Below are 26,977 nucleotides of genomic sequence, written 5' to 3'. Positions count from 1 at the left end.
GCCATGCTGCAGATCGCAAACATGACCTACCGGATCGCGGGACGGGCGCTGTTCGAGGGCGCGTCAGCCACCCTGCCCGCCGGCTCCAAGTGCGGCTTTGTCGGTCGCAACGGCACCGGCAAGACGACCCTGTTCCGCCTGATAACCGGCGAGATCGCGCCCGAGAGCGGCGATGTGACCGTGCCCGCGAACCTGCGCATCGGACAGGTCGCGCAGGAAGCGCCGGGCACCGACCGGTCGCTGCTCGAAACGGTCCTTGAAGCCGACACGGAACGGTCAAGCCTGCTTGCGGCCGCCGAAACCGAGACCGATCCGGACGCGATTGCGGCGATCCACACGCGCCTTGCCGACATCAATGCGCATTCGGCCGAAGCGCGCGCCGCCTCGATCCTGGCGGGTCTGGGGTTCGATGCCGAGGCGCAGGCGCGTCCATGCGCCTCGTTCTCTGGCGGGTGGCGGATGCGCGTGGCGCTCGCATCGGTTCTGTTCACCGCGCCGGACCTGCTGCTGCTGGACGAGCCGACAAACTATCTCGATCTCGAAGGCACGCTGTGGCTGGAAAATTACATACAGCGTTATCCGCATACGGTTTTGATCATCAGCCACGACCGCGATCTTCTGAACAGTTGCGCCAGTTCCATCCTGCATCTCGAACACCGCAAACTGTCGGTCTATCGCGGCAATTACGACCGGTTCGCGCGGACACGCGCCGAAAAGGCGATGCTGTCGGCCAAGATGGCCGAAAAGCAGGCCGCCAAGCGCAAGCACATGCAGGCCTTTGTCGACCGGTTCCGCTACAAGGCATCCAAAGCGCGGCAGGCGCAAAGCCGGCTGAAAGCGCTCGAACGGATGGGCGAGGCGTCGGTTCTGGTGGACGAGCATGTGGCGCCGATCCGCTTTCCGTCACCGCAGCGGCCGGCGGCATCGCCGATCATCGCTCTTGAAGGCGCAAGCGCCGGATATGAGCCCGGACGGCCGGTACTGAGCCGCCTCAACCTCAGGATCGACCATGACGACCGGATCGCGCTTCTGGGCGCCAACGGCAACGGCAAGTCCACCTTTGCCAAGCTCCTGGCCGGGCGGCTCGATGCGCAGGGCGGCAAAATCACCCGTGCCGACAAGCTGCGCGTCGCCATGTTCGCCCAGCACCAGCTTGATGATCTCGATCCCAAGGCGAGCGCCTATCAGCACTTCCGCGCGCCGTTTCCCGACGAGGCCGAAGCCAAAGTGCGGGCGCGCGTTGCCAATTGCGGGCTGACGGCGGCCAAGATGGATACGCCGGCGGCCGAACTTTCGGGCGGCGAACGGGCGCGGCTGACGCTGGCGCTGGCCACCCACGACGCCCCTCACCTTCTGATCCTCGACGAGCCGACCAACCATCTGGACATCGACAGCCGCGCGGCGCTGACCGAGGCGCTCAACGCCTATGAAGGCGCCGTCATGCTGATCAGCCATGACCGCCATCTGGTCGAGACGTCCGCCGACCGGCTGTGGCTGGTCACGGACGGCACGGTCACGCCCTATGAGGGCGACATGGACGAGTATCGCGCGCTGATCCTCAAGCGCGACGCGGCGCCGCGCGCCGACAAGGCCGAAACGGGCGGCGGCAAGGAAAAACGGCGGGAGGCCGCGGCCCGGCGGGCCGAATTGGCGCCGATGCGCAAACGGATCGGCGAACTGGAAGGGCTTGTCGAAAAGGCCGACAAGGTGATCGCAGCGATCGACGCCGAGTTTCTCAAGCCGGAGGTGGTCGCCGATGGTTCGCGCGTCGCCGAACTGTCCCGCAAGCGTGCAGAGGCCGAGCAGAAGCGGGCGGCGTGGGAAGACAAATGGCTGGCGCTGTCGGCCGACTATGAAGAGATCAGCGCCGGCTAGCTGTCCTCGCCGCGCCCCCACTGCCGCGCCGGCTTTTCAGGTTCGCGCCCGGCCTTGTCGAGCGGGACACGGCGGCCGATGTTCGACGTGCTCGCGCGTGTGTCGTCATTGTCCGTCCTGCCGCCCGCCGGTTTGCGCCGGCGCCGCCCGCCGACCGCCATGATCGCGATGCCGGCGCCCAAGAGCCCGTAGGAGGCCGGCCGCACGCGCGGGTCGGGCGCCGCGATCGCGCCCGTCAGCGTCATGTCGAGAAAGGCGATCATGTCGGCCGGGCGGTCGCCCTCGGCAAAGACAAAGGTGTGGAGCCCGTTGCCGATCCCGCTGTCGATGGTGAGTTGCTGCTCCAGAGCGATGTCGGCGGCGATTTCGCCATCGCTGCGCGGGTCCAGGTCCAACACGGTTGCGGCGACAGAGCCTTGCGGGCCGTTGAGAACCAGCGTCAGGTTCGGCATTTCGGCGCCGCCGGGGGGGACGCGGCCGCGACCGGAAATGTCGATGCGCAGCGGCATGGCGGCCGGCGACAGCGAGACATCGGCGATGGTGCGGAACCCGTCGCGCGCCTCATGGATGCGATAGGTGCCCAGATCGACATTGTGATAGGTGCCGAACCAGACCGGATAGAGAACCAGCCCGGCAAGGCCGGCGAGAAAGGTCGTCAGGCCGATGCGGCGCAAAAACGTCATCGTGCTAGGCCGCCCTTTCCCATCGCCCTTCCGGCGTCTGTTTCCAATAGGCCAGATCGTGGCCCTGCGCCTTCAGCGCTTTCCACTGCCCGCGCGCCTGGCCCACGGCCTCGTCGTCGCGCCCGTCGAACATCACCGCGACGCGTTCGTGCGACGACAGATCGGCGGGCGCCTCGGCGCCGCGCACCAGAAAGCGGATCGCGGCGTCGTTGGGATTGGCATCGGTCGCCGTCACGAAGACGGGATGATCGGATGCCGGCTCGTCGCCGTCACGCCCGTGCGGAAGGAACGAGACCGGTTCATAGCTCCACAAAAGCTGATCGACCGCGTCGCGCGCGCCCTCATCGGGCACCTGGACGATCGCATTCCAGCGGCGCGCCAGCGATTTCTCGACAAGTCCGGGCAAGGCCGCATCGAGCGCCGTTTCGGTCAGGTGATAGAAGGTGATCTCGGTCATCGCACGATCCCGGCTGCGCCGTTCAGCCTTCGCAAGTGTCGCGCACCCAGCGGTCGAGCAGGCGCACGCCGAAGCCCGATCCCCAGGAGCGGTTGAAGTCGTTCGACGGCGAGGACATGGCGGTGCCGGCGACGTCGAGATGCGCCCAAGGCGTGTCGCCGACAAAACGCTTGAGGAACTGCGCAGCCGTGATCGAGCCGGCATTGCGGCCGCCGACATTCTTCATGTCGGCAAACTTGGAGTCGATCATCTTGTCATAGTCGGGGCCCAGCGGCAGGCGCCAGACCTTCTCGCCGCTTTGCGCGCCGGCCCGCGTCAGGCCGTCGGCAACCGCGTCATCATTCGAGAAGAGCCCGGCATGGTGCTGGCCAAGCGCGACCATCACCGCGCCTGTCAGTGTCGCCAGATCGATCATCACGCGCGGTTCGAAGGTCTGGTTGCAATAGGTCAGCACGTCCGCCAGCACCAGGCGGCCCTCCGCGTCGGTGTTGATGACCTCGATCGTCTGGCCCGACATGGAGGTTACGATGTCGCCCGGGCGCTGGGCGTTGCCGTCGGGCATGTTTTCGACAAGGCCGATAATGCCGATCGCATTGACCGCAGCTTTGCGTGCGGCAAGCGCGTGCATCAGGCCGACGACCGCCGCCGCGCCGCCCATGTCCCCCTTCATGTCCTCCATGCCGCCAGCCGGCTTGATGGAAATGCCGCCGGAGTCGAAGACGACACCCTTGCCGACGAAGGCGATCGGCTTGTCCTTCGCCTTGCCGCCGTTCCATTTCATGACCAGCAGGCGCGGCGGACGGACCGACCCCTGTGCCACGCCCAGAAGCGCGCCCATGCCGAGCTTCTTCATCTTCTTTTCATCGAGAATATCGGTCTCGACGCCAAGCGCTTCGAGCGCTTCGCCACGGGCGGCAAATTCCTCGGTGCCGAGAATGTTGGCCGGCTCGTTGACCAGATCGCGCGCCAGCATCACGCCGCGCGCGACGGCTTCGGCATCGCGCCAGGCTGTCTTTGCGGCGGCGGCGTCGGCGCTCTGGATGGTCAGCTTCTGTGCCTTCGGCTTTCCGTTCTGACCGTTCTTGGCCGTCTTGTACTTGTCGAATGTGTAGGCCCGCATCAGATAGCCCTGCGCGAAGCTGGCGACCACCGCCGCATCCATGTCCTCTCCGGCGATCATTGTGACGAGCGGCTCCTTGGCGAGCGCGCCGCGCGCGGCACCGCCCAGCGCGATCCAGCCCGGCTCGGAGGCGTCCTCGAGCTTGCCCTGTCCAATGATGACGATACGGCTGGCGGGGCTGCCCGCCGGCGCCAGCACATCGAGCACGGTCTTGGCCTTGCCGGAGAACTCCGCCAACTCGGCGGCGCGGGCGACCACGCCTTCCCCATCCAGATCGCCGGCAAGCGCGGCGATATCGGCGCCCTCCGGAGCAACCAGCAGCGCCGCACCCTTCTTGATCGGGGCCGGTTTGGAAATGGTGATTGTCGGAAGCATGGACATGGGATGACAAAACCTTGAAATCGGTTGCGGGGGGAAAGCCTTGATTTTGGCGCTGCCCGCGGCGATAGCAAGGACCCGATGGTCTCGCAATGGTTCATTAACCGTCGGATTTTCCGGATTGTTAGCCCTGACGGGCGACATTGGGCCGGAACCGGCGAGCCGCGCAAGCGCGGTCCGGGACGGGGTGCCGACCGGGACCGGCACCCGATTCACGAGCGCGAGACCCGGCGCAAAGGATGGCCGCAGCGTTGACCACCGTCGAGCGTTACATATTCCGCCGCGTCGCCATTGCCGCGCTGAGCGCGTTCACGGCGATCCTGGCGGTGGTGTGGATCACCCAGGCGATCACGCGCATCGATTTCGCGACAGGCTCGGCCGGCTCGATCGGCGCGTTCCTGACGATGATGGTACTGCTGACGCCGCAATTCATAACCCTGACGCTGCCTTTCGGGTTGCTGATCGGCGCGGTGAACGTGCTCAACGCGATGAACGCCGACAGCGAGATGCCGGTGATGGCAGGCTCGGGAATCAGCCGCCTCGCCATCGCCCGTCCGATCGTCATCCTGTCGCTGGTGCTCGGGGCGACGGTGTTCCTGATCAGCCATTTCGTCGAGCCGCGGGCAAACCGGGCAGTGCGTGACGTCGTGATCGACATGCGCACCGACCTTCTGGCGACACTCATCCAGGATGGCCGCTTCACGCAGATCGAGGACGGGCTGACGATCTATGTGGACCGCAAGGAGGCCGGCGGCCGCCTGAACGGCGTGCTGATCGCCGACCGGCGCGACGCGGAGATGCATCTGACCCAGTTTGCCCGACAGGCGCAGGTCGATGAAAGCACGGGCGTCAGCCTTCTGGTGCTGCAGGACGGCCAACTGCACAGGAAAGACGTCAAGACCGGACAGGTCTCGATTATCCGGTTCAGGAGCTATGCGCTGGATCTGGCGCAGTTCGGCAGCGCTGGCGAAGGCATAGACTACTTTCTGCACGAGCGCGAAACCGGTTACCTCTTCGATCCCGACCCGAACGATCCCTGGGTGCAAAGCTGGCCAGGACAGGCACGCGGCGAACTTCATCGCCGGATGACGGAATGGCTCTATCCGGTGCTGTTCGCCCTGGTCGCGCTGGTTGTCGCCGGACAGCCGCGCACGCACCGCTCGGCCAGCATCATGGCCTTGGTGCTGGCGTTCGGAGCCGGGCTCGGCTACCGCTGGGCCAGCTATTTTTCCTACAATGAGATCAAGACCGACGGCACGCTGTTCTGGCTTCTTTATGCGATTCCGATGGCCGGTATCGGCCTGTCCGCGCTGATGTTCCTGCGCGGCTGGGTCATGCAGGTGCCCGATCCGGCCGTGCGGTTGGCCGGGACACTCAATGAACGATGGCAGCGCGTGCGCCGGCGCACCGCGCGCAGGCAGTTGAACGAAGCATGACCGGCGTGGCAGGGCGGACATTTCAGGTCTATGTGTTCATGCGCCTTGTGCGCATGGTGCTCTATTTCTTGGCCGGCATTGCCGCGCTCGCGCTGCTGGTCGATTTTACCGAACTGTCCAACCGCACGGGCGCGCTGGCCGACTATTCCGCCCTCAAGGCGCTTGGCGTGTCGGCCATGCGCGTCCCGTTCATCCTTCAGGTCACGCTTCCGTTCGTCATGCTGTTTGCGACGATCGCCACGCTTATCGCGCTGAACCGCAAATATGAGCTTGTCGTTGCGCGTTCGGCCGGCATGTCTGCCTGGCAGTTCCTGGCGCCGACCTGGGTCGCGGCCCTGTTTGTGGGCCTGGCCGGGGTGCTTGTGCTCAATCCGCTCGCCGCAAACGGGTTCTCCCTGGCCCAGGCGATCGAGGGGAGTTGGAAGGGCAGTTCCCAGAACCGGCTCTTCAACACCAAGGAGCCCTGGATGCGGCAAAGCCGCGATGATGGCGGGTCGATCCTGATTACCGCCAAAACGGTCGCCAACCAGGACATCACGCTCTACGAGGCCGTGTTCATCGAGGTTGGCGAGGATGGGCGCGTCGTCGCCCGTCACGACGCGGCCTCCGCGCATCTTGCGGAAGGCGAGTGGGTGATCACCGACGTGACGACCAGCGCGCCGCGGCGGCGGCCCGTCCTTGCCGAACGCATGACGATTCCCACAAGTCTGCATAGGGAAGTCGTCCGCCAGGCGCTGGTGCCGCCCGACATGGTGCCGATCTATGCGCTGGGACGCCAGATCGATGCCGCCCGCTCGTTCGGCGTGCCGTCGGCCCCGTTTTCCATGCAATATCATTCGCTTGTCGCGCTGCCGGCACTGATGGTCGCAATGGCGATGATCGCCGCAACCGTCTCACTTCGCTTCGTCCGCTTCGGTCAGTCCGCGGGCATGATTGTGGCTGGTGTCACCGCCGGCTTTCTGCTTTATGTCGTCACGGCGTTGGCGAAGTCGTTCGGCAGCGCAGGCGCAATGCCGCCTGTCGTGGCGGCGTGGCTGCCGGTGGTGGGCGGCATCTTGTTCGGGATCGGATATCTTCTCAATCACGAAGACGGGTAATGCGTAACCGAAGGGCACACATGGCGGACGATCGCCACACCGGATGTCGGCGCGGCTACAGCAGCTCACCGCGCTCAAGACGCCTGTGCGCCGGTGTCGGGCTGGCCGCGCTCGTGGCCGGGCTTGCCATGCCCGCCATCCTGTCCCCAGCATCGGCCCAGACCGGCATCGACCAACTGGCCGCGACCAGCCCGGACGCGCCGATGCTCCTGCAGGCGGACGAACTCGTCTATAACAATGATGCGGGCACGATTTCTGCCGTCGGCGATGTGCGCATCGACTATGACGGCTCGAGGCTTGTCGCCCGCCAGGTGACCTATGTCGAGCAGACCGGCCGGATGGTTGCCATCGGCGATGTCGAGATCCTGCAGCCGGACGGCACGCGTCTGGTGGCCGACGAGATCGACATCACGGATGATTTCCGCGAGGGCTTTTTGAATTCCCTGCGTGTGGTCACGCCCGACAACACACGTTTCGTGGCCGAGAGCGCCGAGCGCCGCGACGGCAATGTGACGGTGTTCAACCAGGGCATCTACACCGCGTGCGAGCCGTGCGAGGAACAGCCGGAAAGGCCGCCGCTCTGGCAAATCAAGTCCCAGCGCACGATCTGGAACGCGGAGGAAAAGACCGTCCGCTTCGAGCATGCACGGTTTGAGTTTTTCGGCGTTCCGATCGCCTATATGCCGGTGTTCACAACGGCCGACCCCACGGTCAAGCGCAAGACCGGCTTCCTCGCACCGAGCTTTCGCTTTGCCGAAGAGCTGGGTTTTGGTATCCGGGTGCCGTTCTTCGTCAATCTGGCGCCGAACTATGACGTGATGCTGACCGGCACCGGCTATACGCGTCAAGGTTTTCTCGGCGAGGCCGAATTCCGCCACCGGCTGCACAACGGCATCTACAACCTCAAGATCGCCGGCATTCAGCAGCAGCGGACGGGCGCGTTCGGCGCCGGCACGGTCGACAATCTCAATGCCGATCGCGGCATGATCGGAACGTCGGGCGCGTTCACGATCAACCCGCGCTGGCAGTTCGGTTGGAACGGCATGCTCCAGTCCGACAAGAACTTCGCGCGGACCTACTCGATCTCCGGTTTCAACACCGAGGTCGTCCGCAACGAGGCGTGGCTGACCGGCCTTTCCGGACAAAACTTCTTCGACGCGCGCGTTATGCATTTCGACGTTCAGGAAAGCACGCTCGATCCGGGGGGGCGCAACACCCAGCAACCCAATGTGCTGCCCAGCACGGACTACAATTACGTGCTGTCGCGCCCGGTGGCCGGCGGGCAGCTATCGTTCAACGTGAACACACGCGGCATCGTGCGCGAAACCGCCGAGACGCGTCTTGCGGCAGGCCCTGCCAACGACAATTTCGCGACCTTCGGCACAGACGGCAATTCCTGGCGGTTCACCGCCGAGACCGAGTGGAAACGCACCTTCACCGCTCCGGGCGGTTTGCTGGTCACGCCGATCCTGCACGCCCAGGGCGACAGCACAATCCTCGACATCAATGCCGCAGGACCGCTGTCGCAGACCATGGAGACCACCGGAACGGCGCTCGCCGCAAACGGAACCCACTGGCGCGGCATGGCAACCGCCGGCGTCGAAGCGCGGCTGCCGCTTCTGGTGACCGCGCCCGGCTCCACTCACGTGTTCGAACCGATCGGACAGGTGTTCGTGCGGCCCGATGCGCCCAACAATGTCGTGCTGCCCAACGAGGATGCGCAGAGCCTGGTCTTTGACGCCTCGACCCTGTTCGATCGCGACAAGTTCTCGGGCTATGACCGGATCGAGGGCGGCATAAGGGCCAATGCCGGCATCCGCTACAGCGGCACGCTGGGTGAGAGCTGGAGCACTACCGGCGTCTTCGGACAATCGTTCCATCTGGCCGGCGACAATCCCTACGACGATGCCGATCTGGTCAATGCGGGCGCCGATTCGGGCCTCGAAACCGACCGGTCCGATTATGTCGCCCATGCCGGCGTCAGGCATGCCAGCGGTTTTGCCGCGAGCGCCGACGCCCGGTTCGACGAGACCGATTTCGATTTGCGCCGTGCCGATGGGGGCATATCCTTCACCAACGCCACGATCGCGCTTGCCGCCAACTATGCATTGATCAAGGCCCAGCCTACCTACGGTTTCAACACGGACCGGCAGGAAATCTCCGGATCAGGATCGCTCAGGTTCGCCGAATACTGGCGGGTGCTGGGTTCGGCGACCTTCGATATCTCGAACAATCGCATGACCAACCGGTCGATCGGGCTTGCCTATGACGATGAGTGCTTCCAATTCGGCCTTTCCTATACCGAAACCGTCGATACGGCCGATGCCGTGAAGCGCACCTTCGGCATTACGTTCGCCGCCCGCACGCTCGGCGATTTCGGGATCACGTCGTCCGGTCTCGATTTCTGATTGCCGTCATCGTTTCGCCCCGATAGGGCGTCAGGCACCCGGGCACACTTGTGATCGACGCCGCCGGTCGGATAAGACCGGAACGTTCCGCCAAAGACATTTGCCGAGGCCCGCCATGGTTCAGACCCGTTTCCGATACCGCAACCGCCTGATGGCGTTCGCCGTCGTCCTTGCCGCAGCAGTGGCGCCGCTCGGGCCGGCCGGGACGGCGCTCGGCCCCTCGCCCGCCTTGGCCTCCGAGATCAAGGTCGTGGTCAATGACGAGGTGGTCACGAGCTACGACATCGCCCGCCGCTCCGCTTTTCTTCGGCTGCAACGGCGGCCCGGCAATGTGCGGCAATTGGCAACCGACGAGCTGATCGACGACGCGCTCAAGCGAAGCGCGCTGCGGCGCGCCGGCATCAACATCCCGGACTCGATGGTCAGCAGCGCGTTCGGCAATTTCGCCAGCCGCAACAATATGAGCACCGGCCAGCTTACGCAGGTGCTGAACCAGGCCGGCGTGACGGCCGACCATTTCAAGGAGTTCATCCGGCTGCAGATCGGCTGGGGCCAGCTCGTCCAGTTGCGCGCGCGGTCCGAGAGCCAGATGATGAGCGAACAGGATGTCGTCGCCCGGATGCTGGAGCAAGGCGGCCAGAAGCCGACATCGACCGAATACATCCTCCAGCAGGTGATTTTCGTGGTTCCCGAGGCCAATCGCGGCCAGCTTTCCGCCCGCCGCACCGAAGCCAACCGCATGCGCGGCCGCGTCAGCAGTTGCGACCAGACGCTGGCGATGGCGCAAAACCTGCGCGATGTCACCGTGCGCGATCTGGGCCGGATTCTCGAGCTGCAACTGCCGTCCAACTGGGCCGATGACATCAAGGGGCTGCGGGCCGGCCAGACCACCAACATCAAGGACACCGAACGCGGCGTCGAGTTCATCGTCGTCTGCCGGGCGCGGCAGGTCAGCGACGACCGTGTGGCGCAGCTCCAGTTCTCGACCGAAGCACTTGAAGGCGATGGCGGCGATGCCGGCGCCAGCCTGTTGGCGGAACTGCGCGAGAATGCCCGCATCCAGCGCCGCTGAAGCGGTGGTCACGGCCCGCCCATGACGACACCGTCAACGCGTCTGCCGCTGGCCGTCAGCTGTGGCGAGCCGTCCGGTATCGGGCCGGACATCATCCTGACGGCGTGGACGATGCGCGCCGAATCGGACCTGCCGCCCTTCTTCTGCGTTGGCGATCCGGCCCAGCTCGCAGCAAGAGCCCGAATGTTGAATTTCGATGTCCCGGTTACCATCGTCGAACCGGGGCAGGCGATGGCGACATTCGCCGACGCGCTTCCGGTCGTTCCGCTGTCGCACCGGGTGGAGGAGAGGCCGGGAACGCCGCTTGCCGGAAATGCCGCCGGCACGATCGAGGCGATCGACCGGGCGGTGGCACAGACCGTTGCCGGTGAGGCATCCGGTGTCGTCACCGCGCCGATCGCCAAGAAACCGCTTTATGATGCGGGTTTCGCCCATCCGGGCCACACCGAATATCTGGCCGAACTGGCGGCATCGCATACCGGAACTCGGGTGCGACCGGTGATGATGATCGCAGGTCCCCGCCTGCGCACCATCCCGGTCACGATCCACATTCCGCTGGCCGATGTGCCGGTTGCGCTGACGACGGATCTGATCGCCGAGACGATCCGCGTTGCCGACGGCGATCTCAAACGCAGATTCGGCATTGCCCGTCCGCGCATCGCGGTCGCCGGGCTCAATCCGCATGCCGGCGAAGACGGCGCGCTTGGCACCGAGGACACGGCCATCGTCGCGCCGGCGGTCGATCAGGTGCGTGCCGAAGGCGTCGACGCGAGCGGTCCCCTGCCCGCCGACACGATGTTCCACGCCGCGGCGCGCGAGACATATGACGTTGCGGTGTGCATGTATCACGATCAGGCCCTGATCCCGGCCAAGGCGCTCGACTTCGATCTCGGCGTCAACGTCACGCTTGGCCTGCCCTTCATCCGCACATCGCCCGATCATGGCACGGCGTTCGCCATTGCCGGCACCGGCGCGGCGCGGCCCGACAGCTTCATCGCCGCGCTGACGATGGCGGCGCAGATGGCAGCGAACGGCCGGGCGCCGGCGTGACCGACCGGTTTGCGATCGACGGGCTGCCGCCCCTGCGCGATGTCATCGACGCGCATGGGCTCGCCGCCCGAAAGGCGCTGGGACAGAACTTCCTGCTCGACCTCAATCTGACATCGAAGATCGCGCGGCAGGCGGGCGATCTGTCGAACACATCGGTCATCGAGGTCGGGCCCGGACCGGGCGGGCTGACACGGGCGCTTCTGATGGAAGGCACGCGTCACGTGATCGCCATCGAACGCGATGCGCGGTGCCTGCCGGCGCTCGCAGAGATCGAAGCGCATTATCCGGGACGGCTGACGGTGATCGAAGGGGACGCGCTGACACAGGATTTTGCCGCGCTGGCCGCCGATGACGGGCCCACGGCGATCGTTGCCAACCTGCCCTACAATGTCGGCACGGCGCTGCTGACGACCTGGCTCGGCGGGGTGCAATGGCCGCCCTTCTACGTATCGATGACATTGATGTTCCAGCGGGAAGTCGCCGAGCGTATCGTCGCGGGCCCGGGCGAAGCGGCCTATGGAAGGCTCGGCGTTCTCGCCGGATGGAGGACCGATGCGGCGATCTGCTTCGACGTGCCGCCGCAGGCGTTCCGGCCGCCGCCGAAGGTGACCTCGTCGGTCGTCCACCTGACGCCAAAATCCGCGCCGATCGCGTGCGATGTCGCCAAGCTTGAAACCGTCACGCGGCATGCGTTCGGGCAACGCCGCAAAATGCTCCGACAAAGCCTGAAGCCCGTCGGCGGCGCGGACCTGCTCGACCGCGCGGGCATCGAGGCGACCCGCCGTGCCGAAACGCTTTCGATCGCCGAATTCTGCGCCCTTGCCAACGCCCTATGAGGCGCTGCCGTCCCGCCAGTCCGACGCCAGAAGGCCCGAGACGAAATCGAACAGCCCCGGACGGCGGTCGCGCCTGAGGCGTTCGGCGCGGACGATCGCGCGCACCGCCTCGAAAGCGCGATCGAGATCGTCATTGACGATCACATAGTCGTATTCGCGCCAATGCTCGATCTCGAGGGCGGCGTTCTTGAGCCGTTGCTCGATCACGTCGGGCCTGTCCTCGGCGCGCCGCATCAGCCGGGCGCGCAGTTCGGCCATCGAGGGCGGCAGGATGAACACCGAGACCACATCGGCGCGCATCTTCTGGGTCATCTGCTTGGCGCCCTGCCAGTCGATGTCGAACAGCATGTCGCGGCCGGCTGCCATGGCCTGCTCGACCGGCGCCCGGGGCGTTGCATAATGATTGCCGTGCACTTCGGCCCATTCGAGCAGATCGTCATCGTCGCGCATGCGCATGAAGGTCCGCTCGTCGACGAAGCGATAGTGAACGCCCTCGATCTCGCTGCCCCGGCGCGCGCGGGTGGTGACAGATACAGACAGTTCGAAGCCGGCATCGATCTCCATCAAGTTGCGTGCGATGGTCGACTTGCCCGCACCCGAAGGCGAGGACAGGACGAGCATCAGGCCGCGTCGCGCGATCGGGACGCTCACCGCGTCCGCGTCATCTGTTGTCATGGCTGCCACGGCACCCTCTCCGTCGTGACCGTTTCTTGGTCTATTGCAGGTTTTGCACCTGTTCGCGCAACTGGTCGATCACAGATTTCAGCTCCAGGCCGATGGCGGTCAGGTCCGAAGACGCCGATTTCGAGCACAGCGTGTTGGCTTCCCGGTTGAACTCCTGGGCCAGAAAATCGAGCTTGCGGCCGATCGGGCCACCCTTGGCCAGATGATCGCGCGCGGCCGCGACATGGGCCTTCAGACGGTCGATCTCCTCGGTGACGTCAGCCTTGGCGGCAAGCAGCGCCACTTCGGCGTTCAGACGTTCGGAATCCAGCGTGGAATCGCCGAGAAGCCGCTCGAGCTGTGCCGAAAGGCGCGTTCCGATCGCGTCCGGCTGGCTTTCGGGCTCGTCCGCCGCACGGTCGACCAGCGCCTCGATCGCCGCGATATGGCCGGCAACAAGCGCGGCCATCGCCGCGCCTTCCGATCGGCGGGCGGCGATCAGCCCGTCAAGCGCGGCATCGACCAGCGCGCCGATTTCTTCGCTATCGTCCGGGGCCAGACTTGCGGTGCCGTCCTCGGTCAGCACAACGCCACGCACCTGCAGAACCCCGTCCGTGGTCGGCGGCGCGAGCCCGGTCTCGACCGACAGCGCCATTGCCTGCGCGGCCACATGGCGAAACGCGCCGGCATCGATGGCAAGCGGCACCGTATCGGCAGGCGCCTCGGCGCCGATCGAAACCTGGATGTTGCCGCGCGCTACGCGGCCGGCGATCCGTTTCTTGAGGACGGGTTCCAGCGCTTCGAGCCCCGGCGGAACACGGAGCTTGATGTCCAGCGAACGGCCATTGACGGAGCGGATGTCGCAATTGACCCGAACGGTGCCGATGGTCCGGTGTGCCGTGGCAAATCCGGTCATCGACTGAATGTCCGCTTCGCTCATCGCTTCCCCCTGCCGGCCGATGCGCGTCTGCCGTGTCAGTTCTGCGTGGCCTCGCCCTCGGCGGGCTGTTCGGCCGCCTCCCGCGCCGCCTCGCGCTCGGCCTCGATCTGCCGCCATCGGCGCACATTGGCGTTGTGTTCGTCAAGCGTCCTGGAAAATGCGTGTCCGCCGGTTCCGTCGGCAACGAAGAACAGGTCTTCCGTTTGCGCCGGGTTGGCGACCGCTTCCAGCGATGCGCGGCCGGGAATCGCGATCGGGCCCGGCGGCAGGCCGTCGATCTGATAGGTGTTGTAGGGTGTGGGATTGTCGATGTCGGACTGGTAGATCGGCCGGTCGGCGGGTTTCCCCTCACCGCCGAAAATGCCGTAGATGATCGTCGGGTCGGATTGCAGCCGCATGCCGCGCTCGAGGCGGTTGACGAAGACCCCGGCGACACGCGGGCGCTCCTCGGCAAGCGCGGTCTCCTTTTCCACGATCGATGCCAGGGTGACGAATTCGTTGATGTCGTTCAGCGGCAGATCCGGATCGCGCTTTTCCCAGATCTGCGCAATCAGCCGCTCCTGCTGATCGATCATGCGCGCGATGATGTCGCTGCGTTCGGTGCCGCGCGTGAATTTCTGCGTGTCGGCGATCAGCATGCCCTCGGGCGGCATGTCGGACGGCATGTCACCGGAGAGAAACTCGTTCTCGGCGATCCGCGCGAATGCCTGGGCGACGGTCGTGCCCTCGACGATCGTCAACGGATGCAGGATGGCGACGCCCTGCACCATCGTCTCCATGATGTCCTTCATCGAGGCGCGGGCGGTGATCTCGAACTCGCCGGCCTTGAAGGCGTCCTGGTTGCCGTAGGCGCGCGCGCCCAGCTCGAAAATGCGCGCATTGGTGATCATGCCGCGCCGCTCCAGCCCGTTGGCGATCTGGATGAGCGTGGCACCGGGGCGGACCATATAGGTCGACGAGGCCGCAAGCGGCCCGGGCTGCTCGAAGCGCAGTTTGCCCAGATACAAGGCGCCGCCCAGCGCGACCATCGACATGATGAGCAGCGTGAACAGGAAATTGGCGAAGACGACGACCTGGCTGCGCGCGGCACGCGCGCGCCGGCGCTTTGGCGGCTCGACACCGCCGTCGGGGCGCAGGGCCTGCGCCGGAGAGCGCGGAATGGGCCGCTGACCGGTGTCCGGCGCCACTGGATCGGCGCCCGGCACAGCCGGCTTGCGGCCCCCGCGCCCGAACTTGATCTTGTCACTCACGTCGCATCCCCTGATGGCGAATGGTGGCGGTTCGCACACTGTCGCTCCGGCTTGGCCGGGTTGGCTTGTCGCTTCGACAGAATGTCATGGTTTGGCGTATCGACGCGCACAATAAAAGCCTTTGTGGCGAAAAACCGGTGGCCCCTTGCGGAACCTTGGCGCTGCGTCAGGCGTCGAAGCGGCGCAGGACCAGCGAGGCGTTGGTGCCGCCAAAGCCGAACGAGTTGGACAGGGCGATATCGACCCGACGCTGGCGTTTTTGATGCGGTACAAGGTCGATCGCGGTGTCCACATCGGGATTGTCGAGATTGATCGTCGGCGGCACGACCTGATCACGGATGGCCAGCGTGCAGAAGATCGCCTCGACCGCGCCAGCCGCGCCCAGAAGATGGCCGATGCACGACTTGGTCGACGACATGGACACCTTGCCCGCCGCATTGCCCAGAACCCGCTCAACGGCACCCAGTTCGATCGTATCGGCCATGGTCGATGTGCCGTGGGCGTTGATGTAGTCGATTTCGGCGGGCGCGATGCCGGCGCGGGCGAGCGCGGAGCGCATGCAGCGTTCGGCGCCCTCACCGTTCTCGGACGGAGCGGTGATGTGATAGGCATCGCCCGAAAGGCCGTAGCCGACCACTTCGGCGTAGATCTTCGCGCCGCGCGCCTTTGCGTGTTCGAGTTCCTCGAGCACGACGACACCGGCGCCCTCGCCCATGACGAACCCGTCGCGGTCGCGGTCATAGGGACGCGAGGCGGCAGCCGGATCATCGTTGCGGCCGGTGGACAGCGCCTTGCAGGCGGCAAAGCCAGCCAGCGAAATCCGGCAGACCGGCGATTCCGTGCCGCCGGCAACCATCACGTCCGCATCGCCCAGCGCGATCAGGCGGCTGGCATCGCCGATGGCATGCGCGCCGGTCGAACAGGCGGTGACGACCGAGTGGTTCGGGCCGCGCAGCTTGTGGCGGATCGAGACATGGCCGCTGACCAGATTGATCAGCCGGCCGGGAATGAAGAAAGGCGAAACGCGGCGCGGACCGCGGTCGCGCAGCACGTATCCGGTCTCGACGATGCCCTCGATGCCGCCAATGCCCGATCCGATCAGGACGCCGGTCGCGATCTGGTCCTCATCGCTTTCGGGATGCCAGTCGGCATCGGCGAGCGCCTGTTCGGCCGCGGCAACGCCATAGACGATGAAATCATCGACCTTGCGCTGCTCCTTGGGCTCCATCCAGTCGTCGGCATTGTAGGTGCCGTCGCTGCCGTCGCCGAACGGCAGACGGCAGGCAATCTGCGCCGGCAGGTCGTCGACCTCGAACTCGGTGACCTTGCGCGCGGCGCTTCGGCCCTCGAGCAGGCGGGCCCATGTGGTTTCGGCGTCCGCCGCGAGCGGCGAAACCATGCCGATCCCGGTGATGACAACACGGCGCATCTGCATCGGAAACGCACCCGGCGCGAACGACCGGGCGTCTGAGGTCAGGCGTTGGCTTTTTCGATGAACTTGACCGCATCGCCCACGGTCAGGATCGTTTCGGCGGCATCATCGGGGATTTCCACGCCGAACTCTTCCTCGAACGCCATCACGAGTTCGACCGTATCGAGGCTGTCGGCGCCCAGATCGTCGATGAAGCTTGCGCCTTCGGTCACCTTGTCTGCGTCAACACCGAGGTGCTCGACGACGATCTTCTTGACCCGCTCTGCAACATCACTCATGTCGGAAATCCTTGATTGGTTCTATTCGGTTCGCTCGTGACTATCCGCACCCGCCAGCCTAATCAAGATGAAAGAGCGGAGCGAAAAGAAGTTTGTGGACGGCCCAAATGCCGAAACGCGCCCTCAGATCATCGCCATGCCGCCATTGACGTGCAGCGTCTGGCCGGTGACGTAAGACGCTTCGTCGGAGGCGAGAAACGCCACCGTCGCAGCCACCTCGGCGCCGGTGCCCATGCGCTTCATCGGGATGGCACCCATAATGGCATCGGTCTGTTTTTCATTGAGTTTTTCGGTCATCGCGCTCTCGATGAAGCCCGGCGCGACGGCATTGACGGTGACATTGCGCGAGGCAATCTCCTGGGCCAGCGACTTGGTGAAGCCGATCAGTCCCGCCTTTGAGGCGCAATAGTTCGCCTGGCCGGCATTGCCGGTGACGCCGACAACCGAGGAGATGTTGACGATGCGACCGTTGCGACGGCGCATCATCGGGTGGGTCAGCGCCCGCGTCAGCCGGAACACAGCCGTCAGGTTGACCTCGATGACCGTGTCCCAGTCGTCGTCGGACATGCGGACGAACAGGCCGTCACGGGTGATGCCGGCATTGTTGACGAGGATGTCGATGCCTTCCAGGTCCGCCTCGGCCTTCTTGGCCAGTTCATCGACTGCGGCACGATCGGACAGGTTGGCGGGAAAGATTTGCACCCGGCCGCCGAGCTCGCCGGCCAGCGCTTCGAGCCTTTCTTCGCGCGTGCCGTGCAGACCCACGGTCGCGCCCTGGGCATGCAGCGTGCGGGCAATCGCCTCGCCAATGCCTCCGGACGCGCCGGTCACCAGCGCCTTGCGGCCGCTCAGATCGATCATGGCAGTTCCCGTTCCGTTGTTTCGCTCAGGCTCTTGGTCAGGCGTTCTTTTCGAGGAACGCTTCTATATCGGCGGGCGATGAAATGGCAACGGCATCGACAGACCGGTCTATGCGGCGCGCCAGCCCGGTCAGCACCTTTCCCGAACCGGCCTCGACCAGATTTGTGACGCCCTGTGCGGCCAGCCACTGCACCGTTTCGCGCCAGCGCACCTGCCCGGTGACCTGTTTGACGAGCGTTTCGATGATGGCGTCGGCTCCGGTCACGGGCGCCACCGTCACATTGGCGATGACGGGCACCATCGGCTCGGACACGCGGACATTGGCCAAGGCTTCGGCCATGGCATCGGCGGCCGGCGCCATCAGCGATGAATGAAAGGGCGCCGAGACAGCGAGCAGCTTGGCGAGCTTTGCGCCATTGGCCCTGGCGATGTCGGCAGCAGCCTCGACCGCCTGCCTGCCGCCGGAAATGACGATCTGCCCGCCGCCATTGTCATTGGCGATCTGGCAGGGCCCGTGGGCTGCGGCCTCGTCGCAGGCTGCCTGCACGCCCGCATCGTCGAGACCGATGATCGCCGCCATCGCTCCTTCGCCGGCCGGGACGGCGGCCTGCATGGCGTTGCCGCGCACCCGCAGCAGCCGCGCCGCATCGGCGATGGTAAAGGTGCCGGCGGCGGCGTGGGCGGAGTATTCGCCCAACGAGTGTCCGGCGACGAAAGCGGCCTTTTCCCAGACCTTGTAGCCCTGGGCTTCCAGCACGCGGACAACGGCCATCGAGACGGCCATCAGGGCCGGCTGGGCGTTGGCGGTCAGGGTGAGCGAATCGTCCGGCCCTTCCCACATCGTCTTTGAAAGGTTTTCGCCCAGCGCCGCATCCACCTCCTCGAAGACGGCCCGCGCTTCTGCAAACGCATCGGCGAGGTCCTTGCCCATGCCGACGGCCTGTGAGCCCTGACCCGGAAACGTGAAGGCAATTGTCATGATCGGTCCTCGTCAAAAGCGCGCGCTTGGTGCGGGAGAAGGGCTGGAGTGTCAAGGCCAAACGGCCGCGACGCCGCGTCAGGATGCACCGAACAGTTCGCGGAACGCGCCAACCAGCCAGCGATGCAGCGGGTTGGCCGCGTTGCGTCGGTGAATGACCGCCGAGATGACGATCTCGCGCAGCGACAATGGCGGTCGATGGACGATGAGCCCGAAGCGGTGCGCGTAGATGCCGACGAGCCTTTCGGGAAGCGTGGCGACCAGATCGGTGGTCGCCGCCGTCTCGAGCGCCGGCATGAAGAGCGGCACAGCAGCGGCGACATCGCGGCGCCGACCCTGCCCGGCCAGCACATCGTCGACGATGCCTTCCAGATCGCCCGACGGCGAGACGACCAGGTGGCGGCAGGCGCAATAAGTCTCAAGGTCGAGCGCCTGTCCGACAAGCGGATGTCCGGACCGGGCAACCACACGATAGCCCTGACCATAGAGCGACCTCGCTTCAAAACCCGACGGCAGGTCCCAGAAGAAGCCGGCGGCAAGATCGATCTCGCCCTGCGCCAACGCCGCCAGAGCCGCCTTGCGCTCGAGACTGCGGACGGCGACCCGCAAGCCGGGAGCCTTGTCGCTCAGCCGCGCCAGAAGCGGCGGCAGCATGGTCATGATCTCGTTGTCGTTGGCGGCGATACGCACAATGGCTTCGGCGCGCGCCGGTTCGAACGGCGCGGGCGGCTTCAGCGCCTTGTCCAGCGTCTCCACCGCCTCGCGCACCACCGGTTCGAGCGCCAGGGCAACCGATGTCGGCTCCATGCCGTGCGGCTGGCGCAGAAAGAGGGGGTCGCCGAACGCATCGCGCAGGCGCTTGAGCGCATGGCTGATCGCCGACTGCGTCAGCCCCATCTCGCGGGCGACGGAGACCGCCTTGCGGTGGCGCATCATCGACAGGAAGACGAGCAGCAATGTCATGTCGAGGCGGCGTAATGCAATTACATCGATATCAGACATCGATCGATTTCATTTTCATTGAACTGTGTGGCGCTTTATCTCTCCGCACATGGAAAGCCAAGCGGAAACCGGTTCATGACAATCGCGATCATCGGCGCCGGCCATGTCGGCCGCGCGCTTGCAGCGGTGTGGGCGCGTGCCGGTCACGACATCGTTCTCGGCGTCCGGGCCCGTCGATCGACGGACGGCGCGTCCATCGGCGACGCCCCCGGCGTGCGGCGGGAAAACCCCCGCGATGCAGCGCGGGCGGCATCGACAGTGGTGCTCGCCCTGCCCTGGGCTGCGGCTGAAACCGCACTGCCGACGCTCGGAGACCTGAGCGGCAAGACCGTCATCGACTGCATGAACCCGATCGCCCGCACGCCGGACGGCATGGGCCTCGCGGTCGGCCACACAACATCAGGCGCCGAACAGGTCGCGAACTGGCTGCCGGGCGCCAACATCGTCAAGACGCTGAATCAGGTGGGCGCGGAGATCATTGCCGACACGTCCGGTTTCGCGATGCCGCCCGTCATGTTCATGGCCGGCGACGATGACGGTGCGAAAGCCGTGGTCGCCGGGCTTCTGACCGATCTCGGATTCGAGCCGCTCGATGCGGGCGATCTGGCAAGGGCGCGACTGTTGGAGCCTTATGCGCTGGTCTGGATCAACCAGGCGATCCTGCGCGGCAAGGGCCGCAGCTGGGCCTTCGCCGCCGTCGAGCGGGCCGGCACGTCATGAGCGAGCCCGTCACAGTCATCGCGCGCCGGCGGGTCAAGGCCGACTCCGAGCAGGTTTATGAAGACTGGCTCGAGCGCCTGACGACCGAGGCAAAGGACCTTCCCGGCTATGTCGGCGCCGAGTTCCATCGGCCCGAGGCGGGCGAGCGCGAGTACAGAAGCGTCTTCCGGTTCGACAGTCTGGAAAACCTTGAAGCCTTCGAGCGCTCCGACCTGCGGGCGCGATACCTGGAAGAGATTGCGCCGCATGTGGATGGCGATGCCGCCTGGGACCGGATGACAGGGCTCGAAGTCTGGTTCGACCCCCCGCCAGGCACCGTGGTGCCGCAGCCCTCGCCTCATCGTATGGCGGCGCTCCTGATCGCGGTCGTCTTTGTTCTGGTGCTTGCGCTGAACCTTGTTCTCGACCCGCTCATCGGCGGCTGGCCGCTGGCCTTGCGCCTGCTGCTGACCGTCACGCTTCAGGTGCTGGCGATGACCTACCTGATCATGCCCCGCCTGACCCGCGCACTGGCGCGGTGGATTTATCCCTCGACCCAAACCGTCTCCTGAAAGGACCTTGCGCAATGAGTGCATCCATCGACACACACGGCGAAAAACGCATTCTCATGATCGCCGCCAACCCCGCCACCTCGCCGACCACGGGCTGGCCGGTCGGCTTCTGGTGGGCCGAACTGACCCACCCCTACTGGGTGTTCACCGAGGCCGGCTACACGGTCGACATCGTATCGCCCAAGGGCGGCGACCTTGCCGCCGACGGCTTTTCCGACCCCGAAGATGACAGTCAATACTCGGCCCACGACATCGTCTCGCTGGGCTTCAAGAAATCGCCAGCCCATGCCGCGCTGCTCACGGGCACCAAGTCCATCGCCGATGTGTCGATTGAGGATTATGACGCGATCTTTCTTGCCGGCGGCCAATCGCCGATGGTCACCATGATCGACGATGGCGACCTGCACGCCTTCGTCGCCAAGGCCCATGAGGCGGACAAGGTGGTGGCCATCGTCTGCCATGCAACCTGCGTGCTGCTCAAAACGAAACTGCCGGACGGCTCGCTTCTCGTTGCCGGCAAGACATGGACGGGCTTTGCCGATGCCGAAGAGAAGTTCGCCGACGATTTCGTCGGGCAGAAGATCCAGCCGTTCTGGATCGAGGAGGAGGCCCGGAAACTCGACGGAACCAACTTCGTCGTCAACTCGCCGTTCAAGCCGTTCGCGGTGCGCGACGGCAATCTGATCACCGGCCAGCAGCAATTCTCCGGCGCGGCTGCGGCCGAACTGGTCATCGACACGCTCGGTCGATAGGCAGGCCGCAACCCCGCCAAGGCAGGGCTTGCAAATGCCGCAATCAGAGCCTTGAGTATCGGTCAGCCAGCCGGAAACCGGCGCGCACCAACACTCAAGGCCCTTTCATGACCGACACCCAATCAACGACCGACATTGGACCCGAAACCTCGGGGGAAACCGCCGTGCTGACGACGTCGGCGCTGTTCACCGCGATCGCCGGCATCATTCTGGTCGATGCGGAAATTCTGGCCGTCGCCGGAACCGCGGCCTATGCGCTGTCGGCCGCCATCGGCACCGGGCCGGTGGGACTGGCCGTCATCGGCGGACTGGTCGGCCTGCCGACGCTCTGGCTGTGCTGGATGGTGGCGCGGCTGGCGATCGCGGGCGAGCGGGATGCGGCAAACGACGAATGATCGACCCGGCCACGCTGATCGCCTATCTGGCCATTCCGCCTCGCATTCGGGAACAATGGCGACGCCCCTTGCGCGCCGCCGCGGACACACCATCTGATCGTCGACAGGCCAGCCGCCCGGTCCTGTTGGCACGGTGAAACGTGCCTTCTGCGTCGTTGGCGCGGCATGGACCTGATTGTGAACTCCTATCTGCTTGTTGCCGCAGGTCTGGCGGCTTTGTTTGTGGGCGGCGAACTGCTGGTGCGGGGCGCCGTGGCAGCGGCGCTTCGCCTCGGCATCAGCGCGTTTGTGGTCGGCGTGGTGGTGGTCGGCTTCGGCACGTCGATGCCCGAACTGCTGGTGTCCGTGCGCGCGGCACTGGCCGGAACGCCGGCGATCGCGCTGGGCAATGTCATCGGATCGAACATCGCCAACATCCTGCTCATCGCCGGGATCGGCATCGCGATCGCGCCGGTTGCCGCGCTCGACCGGGCAAACCGAACCGACGTGATCGTCATGCTGGTGGCCGGGCTCGCCGCGACCGGGCTGCTGTTCTTCGACACGATCGGACGGGCCATTGGGCTCGGTCTTCTGGTCCTTCTGGCCGTCTATCTGGGAAATGCGGTCCGATCGGACAGCGATGCCGGCGCGGCTACTGAACAGCCGGTGGCCGGATCAGGCGCGGCCGCCGTCCCCGTCATCGCATTGCTGCTTGTCGGCGGTCTGGCCCTGCTGTTTGCGGGCGCGGAGATGCTGATCAACGGGGCGACCGCCATCGCGCGTGGCCTCGGCATATCGGAAGCGGTGATCGGGCTGACGATCGTCGCCGTCGGAACGTCCCTGCCCGAGCTTGCGACGACACTGGTCGCCGCCATCCGCCGCCAGGGCGACGTGGCGATCGGCAACGTCATCGGCTCGAACATCTTCAACATCTTCGGCATTCTGGGAGCCACCGCGCTTGTCGTGCCGATCCCGGCAGCCGGTGTGCTCGCGCCCGGCGACGCCCTCATGATGGGCTTGGCAACGGCAGTTTTCGCCGCGCTCCTGCTGAGCGGCCGGACGATCGGACGGGTCTGGGGCATTGCGTTGCTCGCCACATATGCCGGCTACACGGCCTGGCTGTTCTGGACCTGACGGCAGTCCCCCTCCGCTCGCCGCTTGCCGCGGGCCCGGCCCTCCCATACAGTCTTTTCGGCTGAGCAGGGGGCCCGGGGATGACGATCACGGCAGCCGCACCGACACGCGCGATCACCGGAGGGGCCACGCCCTTCCCGGAGGCAGCGGCCGAAACGGTCGCTGCCAGGCTCGGCCAACGCGTTGCGTCACTCGATGGCACGCCGCATGAGCTGTTCGCCCGCCTCTACCGGTGCTCGACCATACATTGGCTGGATCGTCTGAGCGGCCAGCCGGACGCCGACATCGTCTTCCGCCTGATTCCGCATTTCTTCGCACTGTATGAAGAGCGCGTGGGCGCGGTCATCGCCGGCCGCGGCCCCTGCTCGGCCCACTGGAAGCCCTATTTCGACGCCTGCCGCAGTCCGCACTGGCGGCACCGACCGGCCGATGCATGGCGGATCGTCGTCGCCGGCGTGCACGCCCACACGACCATCGATTTGCGCGACGCGATCGTGCGCACGGTCTCCGACCACCGGCTGAGCTATGGCCGGCCGCCGGATCTGGACGTGTTCGAAACGCTGATGTTCGGCTCGGTTTGCGACCGGTCCTTCGCCGCGGCAGCGGTCGCCTTTTGCGATCACAATCGCCGGACCGCAGGGCCGCTCCTGGGCTCGCGCCTTGCGGCGCAAAGCCCAAACGGGCTGATCGCGGTCTGGGGACGATGGCTGCACGCCTGGCGCTGGTCGGCATGGACGGACGCGCGGGCACGCATCGCTTGGGCGCACGGGCCGTCGTGAAGCAGCCTCTCGCGCTTTTCGATGTCCTGGGGTTTCCGGGCGTCTGGGCGTCGCGAAATCCGGTGCGAGCGGTGCTCGTTCTGAGCCTGATCATGCTCGGCGCAGTTGCGGTCCTGCCGCAGCTCCGCTTCGACGACAATGTGGTGCGCACGCTGTCATCGGACAGCGCCGTCTCGCGCGACTATCGCGCCCTTTCCGAAGATCTAAGAGGGGCCGAACAGGATATCCTCGTTCTCGCCGAGCATCCGGCCGGCTTTTCGGCGGATGCCTATCGGCAGATGCGCGACCTTGCGCTCGAACTCGAGCTGACCGGCCGCGTCAACTACGTCCTGTCGCCGTTCGCGCTGCGCTTTCCGCCCGACCACGAGGCCTATCCCGGCGCGCCGATGGTGCCCGAACCGATCGATCCGGACACGCTGGAGCCCCGGATCGAGGCCTTTTCGGAACTCACCGGCACGCTGCCGCCGCTGATCAGCCCGGATCGGACCGCTCTGTTGATGGCCGTCGCCATAGACCTGCCCCACGGCAGCCCAGGGACGCGCCCGCTGCTCGCGACGATCGGGGCGCTGACCGATGCGTTCGGTGCGCCCGGCCTTGCCTATACCGTCGCCGGCGAACCGGCGATGGCGGTCGACATCGTCGAAGCGCTGCGTGTCGACCTGATCCGCCTGAACGTGGCCGGGGGCCTCTTGGGTGTCCTGATGTGCTGGGTGATCTTCGGCGATCTGCGCGTTGCGGCGCTGACCGCCGCACCGGCGGCGGCCGGCCTGCTGGTCACGCTCGGGATATTCGCGGCGACGGGACTGCCGATCACCGTGATCACCAATGTCGTGCCGGTCCTGGTGCTGGTGCTCGGCCTTGCCGACAGCGTGCACCTGGTCATGCATCTTCTTGAAGACGCACCGGCGACCACTCCGACCCCTGAGCGCATCGCCGATACCGCCGGCCGTGTCGGTCCCGCCTGCGGGTTGACGGCGATCACCACCGCCGTGGCATTCGCCGCCATCGCCATCGCCGACAGCGAGCCCTTGCGGGAACTGGCGCTGCTCGGCGCGCTGTCGACGATATCGGCCTATCTCGTCGTTCTGGTCGGCTATGCCCTTCTTGCGCGGTTCGTTCCCGCCGGGGCCGCGGCGCGCCTTCGGCGGCGGCGCACGGTCGGCGTGCCGCCCCTGTTCGGCCGGCTCGTCTTCAATCACGGGCGCGTCGTCATCGCTTGCGGCGCCTTCATCGGGCTTGCAGCGACCTTCGCCGTGTCGCTGACCGAACCCTGGTTCACATATCGCGGAAATCTGGCGCAGGACAGCGCCGTCTACCGCGCATCCGATGTCATAGAACGGGATTTTGGCGGGTTCTTCCGTGCCTGGGTCGACTTCGATCTCGAGGCCGAGGGCGGCTGGACAACCGGATCCGGCTGGCGGAGCCTGGTTGCCTCGACCGAGCGCCTTCAGGCCGAAAACCCGCAGCTGGCCGTCATCTCGCTGGCGACATTGGCGGCACAGCTTGGCGTTTCGGGACGGCCGCCGGGACCTGAAGACCTCGCCGACGTTCCCCCGGCACTTCTGCGCCAATTGGCCTCCGAAGAAGGACAGACCACGCGCGTGATGGTGCCCATCGGAGACCCGATGCGCGATGAAGCGGCGCTCGCCAGGTTCGACCGGTTCGAACAGAGCGCGCGGGCAAGCGGGGCAGCCCGTGTCAGCGGTCTGCCGGTGCTGATGCGCCACGAACCGCTCGACATCATCCAGCAGTTGTCGATCGGGCTGGTCATGGCGTGCCTTGCCTCCGTGGTGCTGGTCGCGGTCGCGCTTGGCTGGCCGATGCTGGCGATCGCCCTCTTGCTTCCGAACCTGTTGCCGCTGGCGTTGGCCGGCGCGGCGCTGCACCTGATCGACGGCGGACGGATGATACCGACGGCCGCGCTTGCGCTGACCGTCGCATTCGGGATCGCGGTCGACGACTCGATCCACTTCGTCAGCCGGTTCGACCGCGAGCGGCGCGACGGACATGCCATCGACGCTGCCCTGCGCCGATCGCTCGAGGGAACCGGGCGGGCGATGATCGCGACGACGCTGCTGTTGTGTGTCGGCCTGCTGGTCGTTTATCTGAGCGCATTCGCCACGGTCCGGCTGTTCGGAACCATGCTGATCCTTACCTTCATCACGGCGCTGCTGGCCGACCTGGTCTTCCTGCCCGCGCTTCTGCGACAACGATGGTTTCGCCGATGATCCGCCCGGCCCTGCTTGTGCTCCTGATGGTCGGCCTAGCGTGGCCGGCGAAGGCCGAACCCCTTCTGTCGCTTGGCGGCAAGTGGGCGGGTGCGGGATGGGCGAGCCGCGAACCCGGTGCGCCGCGCGAGCGGGTGCGCTGCCGCCTGACCAACCGGGTCGATCACGCTCTTGGGCGCTTGTCGGTTTCGGGCACGTGCGCGGCGCCGGGGCGGCGGTTCGACCTTTCGGGCCGGATGACCGCCGAAGGGGGCAGACTGAGCGGTCGCTGGTCGAACCCGTTCGGCGCGGGGGCCGCCAATGTCTCCGGACGCAGCCGTGGCCAGACGATGACGGTCTCCTTCCGGGGGCGCGATCCGGACACCGGCGAACGCTTCAAGGTACAGATGCGGTGGACAATCGGCGACGATCGCTTCTCGATCACAACCGCAAGCGCGCCCATTGATGGAGAAACCTACCGTGTCGTCGGCGAGATCGGTTTCGCACGGACGGACGGCTGACGGCGCACCTTCCGACGGCCGCCCCCTTGCATGGCGGCCGAAAATCTGTATATCAGCGCCAGCCGGTCAGCCGGGGGCTGAACGGGGGATGGCTCTCCATTGGGGAGCCATTTTGCATCGCA

26 protein-coding genes are annotated in these 26,977 nt (G+C 66.0%); 15 read left to right on the top strand and 11 right to left on the bottom strand.

Annotated features, from left to right (window positions below; translation table 11 throughout):
- The first annotated feature begins 3 nt into the window (after positions 1-3).
- Positions 4-1,875 carry an ABC-F family ATP-binding cassette domain-containing protein gene (locus ACOQOU_RS15700; RefSeq protein ID WP_306024656.1) on the top strand — a complete coding sequence of 624 codons (1,872 nt, stop codon included), beginning with the start codon at positions 4-6 and terminating at the stop codon, positions 1,873-1,875.
- Here ACOQOU_RS15700 and ACOQOU_RS15695 read toward each other — a convergent pair.
- The 3 genes from ACOQOU_RS15695 to ACOQOU_RS15685 are packed head-to-tail and all read right to left on the bottom strand — an operon-like array spanning position 1,872 to position 4,516.
- Complete coding sequence (locus tag ACOQOU_RS15695) at positions 1,872-2,558, bottom strand: hypothetical protein (RefSeq protein ID WP_306024655.1); 687 nt, start codon at positions 2,556-2,558, stop codon at positions 1,872-1,874. The two genes, ACOQOU_RS15700 and ACOQOU_RS15695, sit on opposite strands and share 4 nt — an antisense overlap.
- 4 nt (positions 2,559-2,562) lie before the next feature.
- Entirely contained in the window at positions 2,563-3,015 is a 453-nt protein-coding gene (locus ACOQOU_RS15690; RefSeq protein WP_306024654.1) for a DNA polymerase III subunit chi, read from the bottom strand.
- A gap of 22 nt (positions 3,016-3,037) precedes the next feature.
- Positions 3,038-4,516, bottom strand: a complete 1,479-nt coding sequence (locus ACOQOU_RS15685; protein ID WP_306024653.1) for a leucyl aminopeptidase — start codon at positions 4,514-4,516, stop codon at positions 3,038-3,040.
- 236 nt (positions 4,517-4,752) lie between these two features.
- On the opposite strand from ACOQOU_RS15685, the gene lptF reads away from it, so the two are divergent.
- From lptF to rsmA, 6 genes are all read left to right on the top strand, one after another.
- Positions 4,753-5,949 (top strand): LPS export ABC transporter permease LptF, encoded by a 1,197-nt coding sequence (lptF, locus tag ACOQOU_RS15680; protein ID WP_109765886.1) that lies wholly within the window; start codon positions 4,753-4,755, stop codon positions 5,947-5,949.
- Between the two features lie 5 nt (positions 5,950-5,954).
- Complete coding sequence (locus ACOQOU_RS15675; protein WP_420578891.1) at positions 5,955-7,046, top strand: LptF/LptG family permease; 1,092 nt, start codon at positions 5,955-5,957, stop codon at positions 7,044-7,046.
- Between the two features lie 20 nt (positions 7,047-7,066).
- On the top strand, positions 7,067-9,454 hold the full coding sequence (locus ACOQOU_RS15670) for an LPS-assembly protein LptD (RefSeq protein WP_306024651.1): 2,388 nt from the start codon (positions 7,067-7,069) through the stop codon (positions 9,452-9,454).
- Between the two features lie 115 nt (positions 9,455-9,569).
- The gene (locus tag ACOQOU_RS15665; protein ID WP_245412881.1) at positions 9,570-10,526 is read left to right on the top strand and encodes a peptidylprolyl isomerase; all 957 of its coding nucleotides are present in this window, start codon (positions 9,570-9,572) and stop codon (positions 10,524-10,526) included.
- 21 nt (positions 10,527-10,547) lie between these two features.
- Positions 10,548-11,576 (top strand): 4-hydroxythreonine-4-phosphate dehydrogenase PdxA, encoded by a 1,029-nt coding sequence (pdxA, locus tag ACOQOU_RS15660; protein WP_306024650.1) that lies wholly within the window; start codon positions 10,548-10,550, stop codon positions 11,574-11,576.
- Entirely contained in the window at positions 11,573-12,412 is an 840-nt protein-coding gene (rsmA, locus tag ACOQOU_RS15655; RefSeq protein WP_306024649.1) for a 16S rRNA (adenine(1518)-N(6)/adenine(1519)-N(6))-dimethyltransferase RsmA, read from the top strand. The genes pdxA and rsmA overlap by 4 nt, the downstream gene beginning before the upstream one ends.
- Here rsmA and gmk read toward each other — a convergent pair.
- The 8 genes from gmk to ACOQOU_RS15615 form a co-directional block, all read right to left on the bottom strand.
- Positions 12,407-13,087, bottom strand: coding sequence for a guanylate kinase (gmk, locus tag ACOQOU_RS15650; RefSeq protein WP_306024873.1), 681 nt, complete (start codon positions 13,085-13,087; stop codon positions 12,407-12,409). The two genes, rsmA and gmk, sit on opposite strands and share 6 nt — an antisense overlap.
- Positions 13,088-13,127: 40 nt before the next feature.
- Positions 13,128-14,015 (bottom strand): YicC/YloC family endoribonuclease, encoded by an 888-nt coding sequence (locus ACOQOU_RS15645; RefSeq protein WP_306024648.1) that lies wholly within the window; start codon positions 14,013-14,015, stop codon positions 13,128-13,130.
- A 35-nt stretch (positions 14,016-14,050) separates the two neighbouring features.
- Positions 14,051-15,265, bottom strand: a complete 1,215-nt coding sequence (gene mltG / locus ACOQOU_RS15640) for an endolytic transglycosylase MltG (RefSeq protein ID WP_245412880.1) — start codon at positions 15,263-15,265, stop codon at positions 14,051-14,053.
- Between the two features lie 166 nt (positions 15,266-15,431).
- Positions 15,432-16,694, bottom strand: coding sequence for a beta-ketoacyl-ACP synthase II (fabF, locus tag ACOQOU_RS15635; protein WP_109766139.1), 1,263 nt, complete (start codon positions 16,692-16,694; stop codon positions 15,432-15,434).
- A 44-nt stretch (positions 16,695-16,738) separates the two neighbouring features.
- Positions 16,739-16,975: an acyl carrier protein gene (locus ACOQOU_RS15630; protein WP_053998033.1), complete on the bottom strand. Its 237-nt coding sequence runs from the start codon at positions 16,973-16,975 to the stop codon at positions 16,739-16,741.
- A 123-nt stretch (positions 16,976-17,098) separates the two neighbouring features.
- Complete coding sequence (gene fabG / locus ACOQOU_RS15625) at positions 17,099-17,836, bottom strand: 3-oxoacyl-[acyl-carrier-protein] reductase (protein WP_306024647.1); 738 nt, start codon at positions 17,834-17,836, stop codon at positions 17,099-17,101.
- 37 nt (positions 17,837-17,873) lie between these two features.
- Positions 17,874-18,815 (bottom strand): ACP S-malonyltransferase, encoded by a 942-nt coding sequence (gene fabD, locus ACOQOU_RS15620; protein ID WP_306024646.1) that lies wholly within the window; start codon positions 18,813-18,815, stop codon positions 17,874-17,876.
- 78 nt (positions 18,816-18,893) lie between these two features.
- Positions 18,894-19,817 (bottom strand): LysR family transcriptional regulator, encoded by a 924-nt coding sequence (locus ACOQOU_RS15615; RefSeq protein ID WP_306024645.1) that lies wholly within the window; start codon positions 19,815-19,817, stop codon positions 18,894-18,896.
- A 75-nt stretch (positions 19,818-19,892) separates the two neighbouring features.
- On the opposite strand from ACOQOU_RS15615, the gene ACOQOU_RS15610 reads away from it, so the two are divergent.
- From ACOQOU_RS15610 to ACOQOU_RS15575, 8 genes are all read left to right on the top strand, one after another.
- A complete protein-coding gene (locus ACOQOU_RS15610; protein WP_306024644.1) occupies positions 19,893-20,537 on the top strand; it encodes an NADPH-dependent F420 reductase in 645 nt (214 codons plus the stop codon).
- Entirely contained in the window at positions 20,534-21,088 is a 555-nt protein-coding gene (locus ACOQOU_RS15605; RefSeq protein WP_306024643.1) for an antibiotic biosynthesis monooxygenase, read from the top strand. Before ACOQOU_RS15610 ends, ACOQOU_RS15605 begins: the two co-directional genes overlap by 4 nt.
- 14 nt (positions 21,089-21,102) lie before the next feature.
- Entirely contained in the window at positions 21,103-21,840 is a 738-nt protein-coding gene (locus ACOQOU_RS15600; protein WP_306024642.1) for a type 1 glutamine amidotransferase domain-containing protein, read from the top strand.
- 107 nt (positions 21,841-21,947) lie between these two features.
- Positions 21,948-22,235, top strand: a complete 288-nt coding sequence (locus ACOQOU_RS15595; protein WP_306024641.1) for a hypothetical protein — start codon at positions 21,948-21,950, stop codon at positions 22,233-22,235.
- A 165-nt stretch (positions 22,236-22,400) separates the two neighbouring features.
- Positions 22,401-23,348 carry a calcium/sodium antiporter gene (locus ACOQOU_RS15590; RefSeq protein ID WP_306024640.1) on the top strand — a complete coding sequence of 316 codons (948 nt, stop codon included), beginning with the start codon at positions 22,401-22,403 and terminating at the stop codon, positions 23,346-23,348.
- 80 nt (positions 23,349-23,428) lie between these two features.
- The gene (locus ACOQOU_RS15585; protein WP_158585250.1) at positions 23,429-24,127 is read left to right on the top strand and encodes a hypothetical protein; all 699 of its coding nucleotides are present in this window, start codon (positions 23,429-23,431) and stop codon (positions 24,125-24,127) included.
- Positions 24,052-26,355 (top strand): efflux RND transporter permease subunit, encoded by a 2,304-nt coding sequence (locus ACOQOU_RS15580; protein ID WP_306024639.1) that lies wholly within the window; start codon positions 24,052-24,054, stop codon positions 26,353-26,355. Before ACOQOU_RS15585 ends, ACOQOU_RS15580 begins: the two co-directional genes overlap by 76 nt.
- Positions 26,352-26,855, top strand: a complete 504-nt coding sequence (locus ACOQOU_RS15575; RefSeq protein WP_147393314.1) for a hypothetical protein — start codon at positions 26,352-26,354, stop codon at positions 26,853-26,855. Before ACOQOU_RS15580 ends, ACOQOU_RS15575 begins: the two co-directional genes overlap by 4 nt.
- Positions 26,856-26,977 lie beyond the last annotated feature (122 nt).

It is taken from the genome of Oceaniradius stylonematis, assembly GCF_965223445.1.
Classification (GTDB): domain Bacteria; phylum Pseudomonadota; class Alphaproteobacteria; order Rhizobiales; family Rhizobiaceae; genus Roseitalea; species Roseitalea stylonematis.
The sequence above is the reverse complement of the archived record's forward strand: the minus strand, read 5'-3'. Positions and strand labels throughout refer to the sequence as shown.

Coding starts and splice junctions, on each gene's coding strand:
- ACOQOU_RS15700 (WP_306024656.1), top strand. CDS start 4: ATGCTGCAGATCGCAAACATGACCTACCGGATCGCGGGACGGGCGCTG.
- ACOQOU_RS15695 (WP_306024655.1), bottom strand. CDS start 2,558: ATGACGTTTTTGCGCCGCATCGGCCTGACGACCTTTCTCGCCGGCCTT.
- ACOQOU_RS15690 (WP_306024654.1), bottom strand. CDS start 3,015: ATGACCGAGATCACCTTCTATCACCTGACCGAAACGGCGCTCGATGCG.
- ACOQOU_RS15685 (WP_306024653.1), bottom strand. CDS start 4,516: ATGTCCATGCTTCCGACAATCACCATTTCCAAACCGGCCCCGATCAAG.
- lptF (WP_109765886.1), top strand. CDS start 4,753: ATGGCCGCAGCGTTGACCACCGTCGAGCGTTACATATTCCGCCGCGTC.
- ACOQOU_RS15670 (WP_306024651.1), top strand. CDS start 7,067: ATGGCGGACGATCGCCACACCGGATGTCGGCGCGGCTACAGCAGCTCA.
- ACOQOU_RS15665 (WP_245412881.1), top strand. CDS start 9,570: ATGGTTCAGACCCGTTTCCGATACCGCAACCGCCTGATGGCGTTCGCC.
- pdxA (WP_306024650.1), top strand. CDS start 10,548: ATGACGACACCGTCAACGCGTCTGCCGCTGGCCGTCAGCTGTGGCGAG.
- gmk (WP_306024873.1), bottom strand. CDS start 13,087: ATGACAACAGATGACGCGGACGCGGTGAGCGTCCCGATCGCGCGACGC.
- ACOQOU_RS15645 (WP_306024648.1), bottom strand. CDS start 14,015: ATGAGCGAAGCGGACATTCAGTCGATGACCGGATTTGCCACGGCACAC.
- fabF (WP_109766139.1), bottom strand. CDS start 16,694: ATGCGCCGTGTTGTCATCACCGGGATCGGCATGGTTTCGCCGCTCGCG.
- ACOQOU_RS15630 (WP_053998033.1), bottom strand. CDS start 16,975: ATGAGTGATGTTGCAGAGCGGGTCAAGAAGATCGTCGTCGAGCACCTC.
- fabG (WP_306024647.1), bottom strand. CDS start 17,836: ATGATCGATCTGAGCGGCCGCAAGGCGCTGGTGACCGGCGCGTCCGGA.
- fabD (WP_306024646.1), bottom strand. CDS start 18,815: ATGACAATTGCCTTCACGTTTCCGGGTCAGGGCTCACAGGCCGTCGGC.
- ACOQOU_RS15615 (WP_306024645.1), bottom strand. CDS start 19,817: ATGTCTGATATCGATGTAATTGCATTACGCCGCCTCGACATGACATTG.
- ACOQOU_RS15610 (WP_306024644.1), top strand. CDS start 19,893: ATGACAATCGCGATCATCGGCGCCGGCCATGTCGGCCGCGCGCTTGCA.
- ACOQOU_RS15605 (WP_306024643.1), top strand. CDS start 20,534: ATGAGCGAGCCCGTCACAGTCATCGCGCGCCGGCGGGTCAAGGCCGAC.
- ACOQOU_RS15600 (WP_306024642.1), top strand. CDS start 21,103: ATGAGTGCATCCATCGACACACACGGCGAAAAACGCATTCTCATGATC.
- ACOQOU_RS15595 (WP_306024641.1), top strand. CDS start 21,948: ATGACCGACACCCAATCAACGACCGACATTGGACCCGAAACCTCGGGG.
- ACOQOU_RS15590 (WP_306024640.1), top strand. CDS start 22,401: ATGGACCTGATTGTGAACTCCTATCTGCTTGTTGCCGCAGGTCTGGCG.
- ACOQOU_RS15585 (WP_158585250.1), top strand. CDS start 23,429: ATGACGATCACGGCAGCCGCACCGACACGCGCGATCACCGGAGGGGCC.
- ACOQOU_RS15580 (WP_306024639.1), top strand. CDS start 24,052: ATGGCTGCACGCCTGGCGCTGGTCGGCATGGACGGACGCGCGGGCACG.
- ACOQOU_RS15575 (WP_147393314.1), top strand. CDS start 26,352: ATGATCCGCCCGGCCCTGCTTGTGCTCCTGATGGTCGGCCTAGCGTGG.